This is a genomic window from Metabacillus litoralis, from assembly GCF_007994985.1.
Lineage (GTDB): Bacteria > Bacillota > Bacilli > Bacillales > Bacillaceae > Metabacillus > Metabacillus litoralis.
In genome coordinates, this window is record NZ_VOQF01000008.1 from 202,138 (window position 1) to 217,256 (window position 15,119).

At 32.1% G+C, this 15,119-nt stretch carries 10 protein-coding genes; 1 reads left to right on the plus strand and 9 read right to left on the minus strand.

What is annotated here, in order from left to right:
- Positions 1-53 precede the first annotated feature (53 nt).
- Entirely contained in the window at positions 54-683 is a 630-nt protein-coding gene (locus FS935_RS15835) for a hypothetical protein (RefSeq protein WP_146949624.1), read from the plus strand.
- Here FS935_RS15835 and FS935_RS15840 read toward each other — a convergent pair.
- From FS935_RS15840 to FS935_RS15880, 9 genes are all read right to left on the minus strand, one after another.
- Positions 666-4,250 (minus strand): CheR family methyltransferase, encoded by a 3,585-nt coding sequence (locus FS935_RS15840; RefSeq protein ID WP_146949625.1) that lies wholly within the window; start codon positions 4,248-4,250, stop codon positions 666-668. The genes FS935_RS15835 and FS935_RS15840 overlap by 18 nt on opposite strands.
- A gap of 354 nt (positions 4,251-4,604) precedes the next feature.
- Entirely contained in the window at positions 4,605-6,656 is a 2,052-nt protein-coding gene (locus FS935_RS15845) for a GAF domain-containing protein (protein ID WP_338036931.1), read from the minus strand.
- Between the two features lie 403 nt (positions 6,657-7,059).
- The gene (locus tag FS935_RS15850) at positions 7,060-8,046 is read right to left on the minus strand and encodes a siderophore ABC transporter substrate-binding protein (RefSeq protein ID WP_146949627.1); all 987 of its coding nucleotides are present in this window, start codon (positions 8,044-8,046) and stop codon (positions 7,060-7,062) included.
- A 319-nt stretch (positions 8,047-8,365) separates the two neighbouring features.
- Positions 8,366-9,124 (minus strand): iron ABC transporter ATP-binding protein, encoded by a 759-nt coding sequence (locus tag FS935_RS15855; RefSeq protein ID WP_146949628.1) that lies wholly within the window; start codon positions 9,122-9,124, stop codon positions 8,366-8,368.
- Positions 9,118-10,059 carry an iron chelate uptake ABC transporter family permease subunit gene (locus FS935_RS15860; RefSeq protein ID WP_146949629.1) on the minus strand — a complete coding sequence of 314 codons (942 nt, stop codon included), beginning with the start codon at positions 10,057-10,059 and terminating at the stop codon, positions 9,118-9,120. Before FS935_RS15860 ends, FS935_RS15855 begins: the two co-directional genes overlap by 7 nt.
- Entirely contained in the window at positions 10,052-11,002 is a 951-nt protein-coding gene (locus tag FS935_RS15865) for an ABC transporter permease (protein WP_146949630.1), read from the minus strand. Before FS935_RS15865 ends, FS935_RS15860 begins: the two co-directional genes overlap by 8 nt.
- A gap of 299 nt (positions 11,003-11,301) precedes the next feature.
- On the minus strand, positions 11,302-12,243 hold the full coding sequence (locus FS935_RS15870; protein ID WP_146949631.1) for an HD-GYP domain-containing protein: 942 nt from the start codon (positions 12,241-12,243) through the stop codon (positions 11,302-11,304).
- Between the two features lie 156 nt (positions 12,244-12,399).
- Positions 12,400-12,789 carry a hypothetical protein gene (locus tag FS935_RS15875; protein ID WP_146949632.1) on the minus strand — a complete coding sequence of 130 codons (390 nt, stop codon included), beginning with the start codon at positions 12,787-12,789 and terminating at the stop codon, positions 12,400-12,402.
- Between the two features lie 840 nt (positions 12,790-13,629).
- Positions 13,630-15,111 (minus strand): glycoside hydrolase family 32 protein, encoded by a 1,482-nt coding sequence (locus FS935_RS15880; protein ID WP_146949633.1) that lies wholly within the window; start codon positions 15,109-15,111, stop codon positions 13,630-13,632.
- Positions 15,112-15,119: the final 8 nt, after the last annotated feature.

Sequence of the window (15,119 nt, forward strand, 5' to 3'; positions counted from 1 at the left end):
ACGAAAACAGCCATTCATAAACATACAACTTTAAAAAAGGTGTGGTGAACAAAATGTTCTCACTTGAAAATGTACCAGTTCCAGTTTTTATACTAAATTCACAACTTGATATTTTACAAACATCGTCTGTAGTGAGAAAGTTATTTCCAAGCCAAAGGAATTTCCTCCAACTAGTGGACATTGATAGTAAGAATAAAGTTTCCTATTTTCTTCAATCGAACGAAAAAGAAAAATTTGAGGCCAACCTGATAACTTGTGATGATGAAATTGAGCTTTTTGAGTTATACCAAACTAAAACGCATGATGAGAATTTATATGTTGTTTGTATTCCTTTGAAAGACAACCTAAAAAAAGTCAGCCACCAAGTTCATATGCTACGTGAGCAACTCATGGTGACTGACAAGGACAAGCTCGAATATCATCATCGTAAGGAAATTCTTTCTTTGTTTCAGCCTTTCTTAAATGATACTGACTTATATCATTTAACAAGCTCTTCAGATAATTTAAAAGCTCTTCCCAACAAGCTCGAGAAAATTGAAGATCTTTTAAGCCTAATCCGCCCTGATATTATTGAAAGTGGAAAAAGTGATCATTATGAAGTGATTATTGATGAACTAAACGATTTACGTTCTTCAATTGACTTCTACCTTACACTAATGCCTCTTTTAGACCGCTTTGATTGAGCTAGATAAAGGTAATGTTATTTCAACTGTTGTGCCTTTATTTAGTTCACTTAAAAAGACGATTTCCCCATTATGGCTTTCAATGATTTTTAAACTAACCATTAACCCTAAGCCTGTCCCCTTTTCTTTTGTTGTATAAAAAGGTTCCCCCATTTTTTCCAACTGTTCCTTTGGTATTCCCTTTCCTTGATCTTGAAAACGAATTAACACTTTATCGTTTTCAATTTGTCGAGTTTCTATAGATAAAATCCCTGTTGATCCTTCCATAGACTCTATTCCATTCTTAACAATATTTATAAAAACTTGCTTTAATTCATTCTCAATACCATTAACTTTAAAAAGAACTGGTTCAATTTTCGTTTTTATTGATACATTATTAAGAATAGCCTGGGTTTCCCAAATTTTCGAAACATCCTTAATAATCTTGTTAACATTCACTTCATGATATGTTACTGACTTTGATCTCGAAAGAACAAGGAATTCATTAATAATTTCTTCTAGTCTTAAAAACTCTGACATCATGACCTCAGCGTATTCCTCACTGTAAGACTTCGTTTGTGTCATTAGCTGCAAGAAACCTTTTAGTGATGTTAGTGGATTTCTGATTTCATGTGCTATTCCTGCGGCAAGCTGACCTACTGCTGAAAGCATTTCAGATTTAATTAACATCTGTTCAGAGCTCTTCCTCTTGGTAATATCTTCACCAACACGTAGAATCTGAACAACTTCATTTTCTTCATTTTCTACAGGAATTAGCGTTAAATTCTCCCAGAATTGTTCACCATTTTTTCCGAAATAAGAGAGTTCTCCAGACCATTCTTCTCCTGCTCTTACCTTCTTCCAATATGATTCAAACTCACTACCCTTGAAATATTCTGTATAAATATCCTTTAGTTTTTTTCCAATAACCTCGTGTGGTTTAATGCCAAGCTGCTTTGCAAATCTACTATTAGCATACTCGATCTTTCCTTGGAAATCTGTAACAACTGTATTCGCTGGGCTTAGTTCAATTGCTTGTTTACTTAACTGAAGTTCACGATTTACTTTTCTAATGGCTGAAATATCTACGAATGTTATAACAATACCTTCTATTAAATTATGATTCGTTCGATAAGGCATTATTTTGATATGAAACCATTCTCCATCTTTTGAAGGTAATTCTTTATCGATTGTTTTGGCTGTTACTAAAACATCCTGGATATCATTCATTAAATATTCATAATCTAAGCGATGTGAAATATGATGAATCGGACGTCCAATATCACGCTCAATAAGATGGAAAATTTTCGTGGACTCTGGTGTATATAGCTTAATATTTAACATTTTATCTAAAAATATGGTGGCAATATTAGTATTGATTAATAAATTATCCATATCATTATTTAGATTTGTCAGTTCTGCTATCTTTTTCTCATATTCTGTGTTCACTGTAATTAACTCTTCATTAACAGACTGCATTTCTTCGTTTGTGCTTTGAAGCTCTTCATTTGCAGCTATTAATTCTTCATTCGTGCTTTGAAGCTCTTCATTAGAGGTTTCTAATTCCTCAATTGTTGTTTGCAAGCCTTGCTTTGTATAATATAGCTCCTGCTCTAAGTCAAAAATACGTTGATTATATGCAGTATCATGATCAAATAAAATAGAGTCACTTTTAAATTTAATTGTAGATTCTGGTCGATGTTCTTCTATAAATAAAGCAATATAATCCTTTTTCACATTAGATAACGGTTTTACAACCAATTGAACCTGTTTGCTTTCACTTTTATTGAGTAAAAGGTTTTCGTATTTAATTTCTTTTCCATCTTGACGTGCTCTTTTAATCGCAGTACCAATCGCGACAGATAAATTGGTAGGAACCATATTAAATATATTATAGTTAAGTTTACCTTTTGGAAGATTTAAGTATGCTCCAGCATTTCCTGATGAAATGACGACTTCATTATGTTCATTTATAATAATTGAAGGTGGCAATAGCTCATCCATCAATGAATTGAAAAGTTCATCAGCATAATGATAATGCTTAGTATCTCTGTATGCTTCTATCGTTAACTTATCTCTGCTATTTTCACCCTGTGAATTATTTGTTGAAATTAATGCATGTGGCAAATGCTGATTTTGTTCCATTAAATTATTAGAGAATATCTTCCATTTACTGTTCACTGGACCAAACAAGCTTGATAGCTTTCCTATTGTTTCACTAGGTCCTAAAAATAAATATCCCTTTTCCTTTAGTGCAAAATGAAACAATGATAATACCTTTTGCTGTAGCTCTGCTTGAAAATAAATCATGACATTTCGACAACTGATCATATCAATATTAACAAAAGGAGAATCTTTAATCATATTATGAGGGGCAAAAACTATCTTCTGCCTTATTTCTCGTTTTACTTGATAATCACTACCATCTCTATCAAAATACTTTAACAAAAGATCTTGAGGAATTGTTGTAACGATTTGCTCTGAATAACATCCTTGGCTTGCAAATTTTACAGAATCACGATCAATATCGGTCGCAAATAATTGCAAATCCATATCTATTTTTCTTTTCTCAATTTCTTCATTAAATAGGATAACTAATGAATAAGCTTCTTGTCCTGTTGAACAACCCGCTACCCATATTCTCATTTTTTTACGACCTTTAACCAAATTATCATCAACCATTGTAGGTATTAATGTTTGTTTTAAATAGTTAAAAGCCTCACTATCTCTAAAAAAGTGAGTAACTCCAATTAATAAATCTTCTTGTAGATACCTAATTTCCCGTGGATTTTCTAAGAGATAGTTTTTATAATCCTCTAGTGTTGAAAAAGACTGTTCATTCAGAGACATTCTTCTTTCAATTCGACGTATAACGGTATTCCTTTTATACATCGAAAAGTCGATGCCACTTTTCTTCTGTATCATCACTAATACCTGATTCAGGGTGGATTCATTAAAACTAACTGGTTTTGCATCGATATAATTAATGATATGCTGTGGCATTTCTGTTGGACTTATGACAAAATCTGCAATTCCTGATTTTATAGCACTTTCAGGCATATCAGAGTATTTAGCAGTCTTATTTTGAATAAGACATAATCCACTTTTTTCATGAATATCATTAAGTCCTTTAGTTCCATCTGATCCTTTACCAGAAAAAATAACCCCAATTGCCCGTTCTTCAGCATATGATGCTAAAGAAGTAAGAAAACCATTGATCGGGTAATTGATCGCTTTATCTTTATCGTATTTTTCTAGTTGTAAAACACCCTCATCTTTAATATAAATGTAATGATTAGGTGGACATAAATAAACTGTTCGCGCTTTTAAAATCATCCCTTCTTCTGCTTGAATGACCTTCATGTCGGTATGTTTTTTCAATAACTCTGGCATAAAGCTTTTATACTGTGATGATAAATGTTGAACAATAACAAATGCAGCATCTATATTAGTTTTAATAGATTGAAAAAACTGCTCAATAGGTTCAAGCCCCCCTGCTGATGCACCAATTCCAACGATATAAGGAACAAGATGGTTAGCTTTATTATTATGTTCAATAATCTCTTGCCCTTCTGTTACATTTGACATACTATATCCTCCTTTACAATCTCTCTATCTCATTGATATTAGAAAGATATTCACAATAAAAATGCTCATTGATTAATATTTAAAAATTGAAGTAAACTTCAATAGGATCTATATATCAAAATGTTCAGTACGCTAAATGTATGTAATAATTCTACAAAAACTGTACTTAATCCTTTTCTATTGTAACTTATTAAACTATTTAACTGAATCTCTTATAGGCTTATTTGAAAAAAATTCAGATATGTGCTTTCATTCTCTACAAGGTACACTCCATATTAAATTCGTTATTGGAAAATTAAAGGAACCCAAAAAGGCCTAAACCTCTAAGTTAGAGGTCTGACCCGATGGTATGCTCTACGAAATTGGTAATAAGATCTTTACGCTTGTACCAATATCTAATTGACTTTTAAAATGAATTTGCCCCTTATGATTTTGAATAATCCGATAACTTATCATTAATCCTAACCCACTACCTTTTTCTTTATTTGAATAATAAGGTTCACCAAGCTTGGCAATTCGATCTTCTGGAATCCCTACACCACTGTCACTAATTATAATATAAATAAATTCAGAGTTTTCCTCTCCGAATTCTACATTCACTATTCCACCAGCTGGCATTGCGTCAATAGCATTGCTCATAATATGCTGGAAAACCTGTTTGATTTGATGTTCATTACTATTTATTGGCTGCAGGTTGTCATCGCCATTTATTGTAAACGAAATATTTTGATGTTCTGCAGAATCTCTCATTAAATTTATAACATCTAAGATAAGGTGAGGAATATGATTTATTTCACGCTTCGTTTCCATATGTGAATTAGCTAGGATGAGTATTTCATTAATGAATTCTTCGATTTGATTAAACTCTGATAAAATCAATTCCTGGTATGGAATTTGATTCTCTTGTAATAGCTGAAAAAAACCTTTTATACTTGTTAATGGGTTTCTTACTTCATGTGCAATACTTGCTGCAATTTGACCAACTGCTGCAAGTTTATCAGATTTTCGTAGTAGATCACTATTTAACTTTGCTTCTGTAATATCCTCTGCTACACCAACTAATCTATATTTTTTTCCAGCTTCATTATAGATAGGAACTATACGACTACGTATCCAACGAACTTTTCCATTACCTTTAATAATTCTAAAATCGAATTCAATACTATTTGTTATCGTTTTAATTTGATTTTGAACATACTCTCTATCTTCTGGGTGAATTAAGTCATGCCATACTTGAAGGGAAAGGAATTCTTCATCTCTCAAGCCTGAAATTTCAGCCATAACTCTACTACTATATAATAGTCTCATTTCACCAAGATCATAAATCCAAAAAGCTTCATTAATATTGTTTGCTATTTGCTGAAACCTTTCTTGGCTTTCCTTGAGGCTTTTTTCAGTTTGCAATCTCTCAAGCTCATTTCCAACCCATTGTGTGATCAATTGAATAAATTCAAGATCTGATGTGTTTATTGTTCTTAACCTCTCTTCTTCCTCCCTAAAAAAACAAAATGTTCCATACAGCTTTTTGTTTACAAATATAGGTGCACCCACATATTCCTTTATTCCAACATAACTACTTTCTTGCAAATAATCTGGTTTGAGGTGTATTGGCTTTAATTTTTCAACAACTTTTAATGCACAAATTTCATTTAATGCAAAAATCTCTCCGGCATATCGTGAAACTCCTGTTTTCGATTTCTCTTTTATTACCTTATATTTATTATCATCAACACAAGAAATAAGACCATTTGGAAGTTGAAACCGTTCACATCCCAAAGTCAGTAATTTATTTAATTTCTCTTGAAATGTATATTCATTACTACTCGTAATTTCATACAGGCAACTAATTGACTTTTCACTTAATGTTCTTTCGATTAAATCTGTTCGAAGTTCTATTTCAGTAATGATCCACTTACTTAAATCTATTAAGTTATTAAGTTCTTCGCTACTTAGATTCCTTGGCTTATAATCTAATATACAAAGTGATCCTAAAACATTATCATTTTTCGTAATAATTGGTGCTCCTGCATAAAAACGGAACCCTTTTTCTTTAACGAGCCTATTATTTCTAAAACGCTCATCTAATAATGCATCATTCACAACAAGAGGTTCCTTATCAACAACTACATAGTGACAAAATGCTGCACTTCGTTCTGTTGACCTTTCTACTTTTAGATCATCTGAAATACCAACACAAGACTTAAACCACTGCTTTTCTTCTGTTATCAAAGTAAAAAGTGCAATAGGTGCATGAAACAGTCTACTTGTTAAATCCGTTATTCGATCAAAGGAATCTTCATATGGAGTATATATAAGATTGAGTTTATATAATTCTGTTAACCTTCTTTTTTCTCTTTCAATAAAAGAAGCTCCGAATTCTTTAAATAATTCATCTACGTTATAAATTAATAATCACTCCTTATTAGGCTAACCCTAATGTCAGATAGTTTACAAATTTATCGTAACACAAAAATGTCCAAAATAGAGTGATTATCGATCTAAAATCAATGCTATTTTCTCGTTCTAGATATATAAATAGATCGTAAGTAACACCTATTACACATGCTATGAAAAACAAATAAATATAGGCTCTTTTCTGAAAGATTGTTGCTAATTGACATCTTTATCTGTTGCAACAAGTGTTTCATCGCATAAAAGGTACAATTTGGAGAAGAAAAGATGCCACTAGACCTTATACAGAGTTGTATCCATTAGGATACTAAAAACAACAAAGTTTACGAAAACAGCCTAAATAAAAAAAGCAAACCAACTAAATCGAAATTTAGTCAGCTTACTTTTCATACTGTAATTATTGTAATCCTGTTTCTATTTCTTTAGCCATTTCAGCTACAGATACTAATCCACCACCTGATAAATACCATATAGCGGGATCTAAGTAAACAATATTATCATTTTTATATGCTTTTGTACCTTGAATTAATTCGTTTTCTAGCGCTTCTTTAGCAGATGTTTCTCCACCAACTACAGCAGTGCGGTCTACTACAAATAAGTAATCAGGATCTTTTTCAACAATATACTCAAATGTTACTTTTTGACCATGAGTTGAAGCTTCAATGTTTTCATCAGCTGCAGGCACACCCATAACATCATGAATAATACCAAAACGTGAACCTGAACCATATGCACTAACAGATCCATCATTTAAAAGAACAACAAGAGCTTTTTTATCAGCTGCAGCTTCACCTACAGAAGAGATTGTTTCTTTAATTGCTGCAATTTCTGTTTCAACTTCTTCTTGCTTATTAAAGATTTTACCTAATGTATTCATATTTTCTTCAAATGATTCCATATATTTTGTTGTGTCCACACCCATAAAGATTGTCGGAGCAATTTCTGATAATTCTTTATAGAAATCTCCTTGTCTACCAGAAATAATAATTAAGTCAGGTGCAACTTCACTTAATTTTTCATAATCAATTTCTTTTAAGCTACCAACACTTGTATATTCGTCACCTTCATACTTTGATAGATAATCTGGAATATTTTCTTGTGGAAGACCAGTTACATTTACTCCTAATTTATCTAAAGAGTCAAGAATACCAAAGTCAAACACAACAACTTTTTCAGGATTTGTCATTAAAGTTGTTTCACCTAATTGATGAGTAATTGTAATTTCTTCACTTTTTGCTTCTGCACCTTCTGTCGTTTCTTCTGAAGCTGTTTCTGTTGCTGGTTCTTCTTTTGCCTTTGGTTCTTCACTTGTTTTTTCTGCACCACAAGCTGCTACAACAAATACAAATAATGCTACCATTAATAATGAAAATAATTTTTTCATCTAATTCACCCCATAAAGTTTTTTTATAATAGATTTGTTTCTGTAGTTTTAATAATGGCACTGTTAAACATTGTTGTTGATTTCCGTTACAGGCATTCGCTTTCCGCGGGCGGTCCGGGAGCCTCCTCGTAAGCTGCGCGCCTGTGGGGTCTCCCTTTGACACGCTTCTCCCGCAGGAGTCTCATGCCTTTCACTCCAATCAACAAAGTGCTAAAAATCAGCATTAAGCTTTAACATTGTTTTAATAATAATAATCATTATCAATGATATCTTTAAAATAAAGGGGTTTCCCCCCTACAGAACAAAATCGTTATTACCATTAAGTAAAATACACACAAATCTTTTGTCCATTAATTGTTTGAACTGGAATATCCATATCATAAATTTCTTTTAAAACATGGGTTTCCATCATTTCATCTTTTGTACCCTCTCGTACAACCCTGCCATCTTTCAATCCAACAATATAGTCAGAATAACAGGAAGCAAAGTTGATATCATGTAAAACAATAATGACTGTCTTACCGAGATCTTCAACCAACTTACGCAAGTTTTTCATAATCTGGACAGAATGTTTCATATCTAAATTGTTAAGTGGTTCATCCAACAAGACATACTCTGTATTTTGTGCAATGACCATCGCAATATAAGCTCTTTGTCTCTGCCCTCCACTTAAATGATCTAAAAACCTTTCCTGAAGGTCCTTAAGTCCCATATAAGAGATAGCTTCATCGACTGCTTGCCAATCTTCATCATTTAAGCGTCCTTGCGAGTAGGGAAATCGCCCAAAGCTCACTAACTCTCTTACTGTTAAACGTAGATTAATAGAATTAGTTTGCTTTAATATTGATATCTGTTTGGCAAGATCATTTGTTTTGGTTTTCTGTATATTTTGGTCACCAATATATATTTCTCCTTCATCCATTGAAATCAAGCGACTGATACCTGATAACACTGTACTTTTCCCAGCACCATTCGGTCCAATGAATGAAGTAATACTACCTTTTTTAATCTGTAGTGAGACATTATCTACTACTATTTTTTGTCCATATCTTTTGGTTATATTTTTTACCTCTACCATGATCGATTCTCCTTTAATAGTAGATAGATAAAATAAACGCCACCCACAAAGTTCACGATAACACTAACAGTTGTTGAAAACGTAAAGATCTTTTCTACAATGAATTGACCACCTACTAAAGCTATAACACTAATTAAGATGGAGCCAACAATTAAATGCTTATGTTTATACGTTTTATAAAATTCATGAGTTACATTTACTACAAGTAATCCTAAAAACGTAATCGGTCCAACTAATGCAGTTGAAACAGCAATTAAAATTGATACAACAATTAATAGCTTTTTTACAACTAAATCATAATCTACACCTAAGTTGATTGCATGTTCTCTGCCTAATGACAGAACATCTAAATACTTATGATTCGGCCAATAAAATATGAGTGCAACTCCTATTAATAATAAAGAAATCAATAATAAATCTGTTTGAATGTTATTAAAGCTAGCAAACATTCTAGCTTGAACCATTAAAAATTCATTTGGATCAATTAATATTTGCATGAATGTAGACAAACTTCCGAATAAAGTACCAACAATAATTCCAATTAATAACAGAAAATAAATATTTTGTTCTCTTTTAAATAAGAAACCAAACAGCAATGTTGAAAAGATAACCATTAACACGACGCCAAGTAAGAAATTCACATAATCATTTAAAATGAAAAATGACATCGATCCAGCAACAAAGATAATAACTGTTTGTAGCAGAATATATAAGGCATCAAGTCCAATAATACTTGGTGTTAATATTCTATTATTTGTTATCGTCTGGAAGATAACAGTTGCAAAGGCAATCGCTGCACCTGTAACAATAATCGCTGCAACCTTTGTTATTCTTCTAGGAAGGACATAATCTACATTTGGTCCGATATCGTAAAAAATAAAGCACGCTACTGCGATCATGACCATTCCTAGTAGTATTAAAGATTTCCTACGCATATGCCCTTCTCCTCATTAACAAGTACACAAAAATCACACTTCCAATTACTCCAACAATGACACTAACAGATATTTCGTAAGGGAATATAATAATTCGACCGATAATATCACATAGTAGAACAAATACTGCTCCTAGCAGCGCTGTTTCAGGCAAGCTCTTTCTCAAATGATCACCTCGATAGATACTAACAATATTCGGGATGATTAATCCGAGAAAAGGAATGACTCCAACAGTTAGAACAACACTTGTTGTTATTAGAGCAACAATTACAAGACCAACATTCACAATTTTTCGATAGTGCAGACCTAAATTTTTCGAAAAATCTTCACCCATTCCAGCCACTGTGAATTTATTAGCAAATACATAAGCTAGAATGACAAATGGAATCGTTATGTATAAAAGTTCATATCTGCCTTTCATAATGAGAGAAAAATCTCCATGTAACCATGATCCAATATTTTGAATTAAGTCATATCTGTACGCAAAGAATGTTGTAATTGAGCCTATAATGCTACCAAACATAAGTCCAACAAGTGGAATGAAAATTGTATCCTTGAATTTAATTCTGTCTAGTATCTTCATAAAAATAAATGTACCCGCTAGCGCAAATATAAAGGCTACAATCATTTTTTCGATAGGACTAGCAGAGGTAAATACTAACATTGAAACTAAGATACCTAATCTAGCCGAATCCATTGTTCCTGCTGTTGTCGGTGAAACAAACTTATTTCTTGTAAGCTGCTGCATGATCAGACCACATATACTCATGCTTACACCTGCAATAATAAGACTGATTAATCTAGGTATTCGACTTAACAAAAGAATTTGTGTTTTTTCATCAGTCAATTGAAATAAATCCTTTGGTGTTAAATCTAAAACACCTATAAAAATCGAGCAGCATGATAGAAGGATCAAAGCAATGCTTAAAATTATTTTTGCCATTTATATCCTAACTTCCCTTAAAATAGGTTATGTAATTAATTTTGATAATCATTATCAATAGTAATCAAAAAAAATAGCTTGTAAATTACTCAAGTTTTTCTTTTTCACTATCAGTGAGATTGATTATCAACTACAGTAATTAATGTAACACAAAAAATAAAAAGTGAAAAGGTTTATTTTCAGATTTTTTTATCAACTATGTAGTTTTCACACGAAATCCACATTTTTACTAATATGTAAAAGATAGATATACAACTAACTTTATATCTATCTTTGCTAGAAAATATCTGATAATATTATTACTTAATTTCCTTAGGATTAATAAATGTATCCTTCATTTTTTCAACACATGTTATAAAGATATCAGTGATCTCTGGATCAAACTGGATTCCTCTGTTTTTCTTTAATTCTTCTAAAACAAAGATCATTTCTTTTCCATCTCTATAAACACGTCTAGAAATCATCGCATCAAAGGCATCGGCTACAGCAGTTATCCTTGCTAAATAAGGGATATTCTCACCCTTTAGTCCTTTAGGATATCCGGTGCCATCGAACCTTTCATGATGATATAAAACGATATCCAACACCCCTGTTTTCATCATACTTGGGATATCTTTAATGATAGAATAGCCTGTTGAAGGATGTTGTTTAACAATTTCATATTCATCTTGAGTTAATTTTGCAGGCTTATTTAAGATTGCTTCAGGTATCGAAATTTTCCCAATATCATGTAAGAGCCCACCCAAGTAAATTGTCTCACACGTTTGTTTCGGTAATTTCAATTCCTCTGCAATCATCCGTGAATATCTTGCAACATTTTCTGAATGTAAAGCCGTATATTTATCTCTTGAATCTAACAGCTTTGAAAAACTTACTGTTAAGTCCATATTTATTTTCTTTTGATTTATATTATTACTGACTAATATCGATACAACTAACCCAGTTACAAAATATGTTAAAGAGAGAATAATAAAAGATTCTATGTAAGGAACACTTTCAGGAACAAAAATATATCTAGCTGTTGTTACTAAAACACTTTGCATAAGTAAGATGATTTTACTGTTATAAATAAGGCCTAATAAAAGCATAACTAAGGTATAAACAACTACTAAGCTTCTATGAAAATGTAAAAATCCCCCTATTAATATAAGAATAACTGCTAACAAATAGAACAACCATCTGAATTTAATAAAAAACTTAATCCAAGGATCTGACTGATGTACATCGTGATAAATATTCATAGTTACTCCTATTATTAATTTTTAAAAAATTGTAACATAGGAATCGTTTTTTGTCATAAATTGCCGATTGTTTCTTTTGTAGGAATATGTTATTAGCTAAAGATCCTTCAAAATATCAACTGTATATCCTGCCACTACAGTTTGACTCTATCACTATCATAATTTCTTAATCATATCTCTAATTGCTTCTGAAACTTCTAAATTATGTTCCTTACAAAAATTAGTAAGTGTTGAATATGTACTATCATCTAATCTTACATGAATCGTATGATTATATTTTTCTGATTCTGGTTTTTTCGGACGACCTCTGCCTACTTTTCGCTTTCCAACTTCATCTTTCCAAACACTAATCACAACATAGCCTTGCTTTTCTATTGCTGCGTCACACTCATTTTCCCGCCACATTTTGTTTGATTTATCACTAAAATCTTTAACAAAATCTGAGAGCTCTTCATTTTGTAATTCCTTCATTACAGCCTTTTCCATTGCTTTGTGCTCAATAAACTGCTGAAACTGTTTGTATGATTTAAATTTCAATTCTTTCATATCATTCTACCTTCCCTGAAATTATTAGTAGGAATTATGTTATGTATCATTGATGTTATAAATGTAGCAAGCTATAATACAAATCTTTCTAAATGTCGTTACCCTATGTAATTATAATTTATATATAGCTCTGTTTAAACTAGATTTATGTTTTGGTTAGGATGTTTCAGTGAATTTTTGTTGTTAATAACGTACTAAGGAAAAAATCCTTTATAAAAATTTTGACAGCAATATCTTGTATCAAAATATTGTTTTTTACTAGATAAAAAAAGTAAATTACCAGCTTTCCTTTTAGTAAGGTTATTTTAGTAAAGATTAATGCTGTTGATTTTTTCTAATGTAATATGGTGAAGACGCTTGACTTCTTCCCCGCGCAAAAGTAATTTTTCTGAGTGCAATGAAACGGATTTATCGCTACCTGACAATTCATTAATTACATATCTTGTTTTGTCTTTATCCTAATCTAACAATAATTAAAAAACAGTAATAAACAAGTAACTAATAAAATGAGAATTGTTCTTTCAAGTTTATAACTATATGAAGTAACCTATAGTGAAATGGAGCGGAAGACACTCGACTCCTACGGGAATAGAGGAAAGGCTGAGACCCCGCAAGCGTAGCGAGGAGGCTCAGCTTCCTCCCCGTGGAAAGCGAGTGTCTGCAGCGAAATGAAACGGATTTATTACTATCTGAAAATTTATTAATTACTTGTCTTGCCTTTTCTTATATGACCATAAACACTGTTGTATCTTATGTCTAAAGCGAAATTAAAGAAAAAACAGACAAATCCATATTAGATTGGTCTGCTAATTAAAATCTTACTTTCAAAGCAAGTACACCTTAAATCGATCGTTTTAACTCCCATTTTTTCAATTCACTAATCTCAATTTCTTCATCAGAAAAAAAGCTGATTTTATTACTATTTATACTCGGATAAATCCTCCCAGTCATCACCTGTTCTCCTTCATTAATAAACACTTCAATAGATGATTTATCAATAAAAATTCTTAAATGTAATTTGTTCTCTTCTAGCATAATCTTCGTTTTGCGAACTCCACCAGGACCTTTTCCTGACTCATTACGATCAAACTCCAAAATGCCTTTTTGACCGTAATAAGTGAAAACTGTTTCTTCACCTAATGAATCATCAACACGAAGTCTGACACCAAATGTTGCTGGCTGCTTCATTTTAAAGGTAACATCAAGCTCTATACAATCTCCTTCAACATCAGTTAAAGACATTTCATTAATTAATTTAAGCTGCTCATATGAAACCTCATTTGTTCTTAGCTGTTCTATTTCTTTAACAGGACTTGTAATAAGCTTGTTATTTTTCAGTTCTAATACACGAGGTAAAGTCATTGCTCCTGAGTAACCGTGCTCTTGTGTTGGCATTTTGCTTTCCCACATGTCCATCCATGCTATCACAATTCTTCTATCCTTGTTATCGAGCATTGTTTGTGGTGCATAATAATCAAAGCCATAGTCAAGTAATTCGAATTCACCATATGAAAGATTACCTTTAACATAATCTAGCTCTCCAACAACATATCCAGCTTGATGCAGGTTTTGATATAAATTCCCTTCAGGCTTTACACCTTGAGGTGACATAATCAAAATATCCTTATCATTTAATTCAAATAAATCTGGACATTCCCACATATACCCAAAGTTTCCTTCACCTTTAGCAATAATATTTATAAACTCCCAATTCAATAAATCTTTTGAACGATATAATAAAACCTGTCCAATATTATCATGTGTTTTGGAGCCTAGGACACAATAATAGTTTTCTTCATGCTTCCAGACCTTCGGATCACGAAAATGAAATGGATGAATATCTTCTCCCTTAGGAGCCTCTGAAATAACAGGATTTTCTTCTAATTTTTCAAACCGTACAGCATCCTCACTTACAGCAAGTGCTTGAACTTGTTTTAGATCTTCGTCATAATTCTCACCAGTCCATACATTTCCTGTATACATTAAGTAGAGCTTTCCATCTTTCTCAATTGCACTTCCTGAAAAACAACCATCTTTATCATATGTTTCTCCTGGAGCTAAAGCAGGAGGAAGATGTTCCCAATTCACTAGATCCTTACTTTTAACATGTCCCCAGTACATTGTATCCCATTTAGGAACATAAGGATGATGCTGATAAAACAAGTGATATTCTCCTTTAAAATAGCAAAAACCGTTTGGATCGTTCATCCAGTTCGCAATTGGTGCCACATGATACTGTAAACGCCATTCATGTTCATGAACCTTTTGCTTGAGCTTATTTAACTCTTGTTGGGCAGCACGTATTCTGATTTCTTCAACCATACATAAAC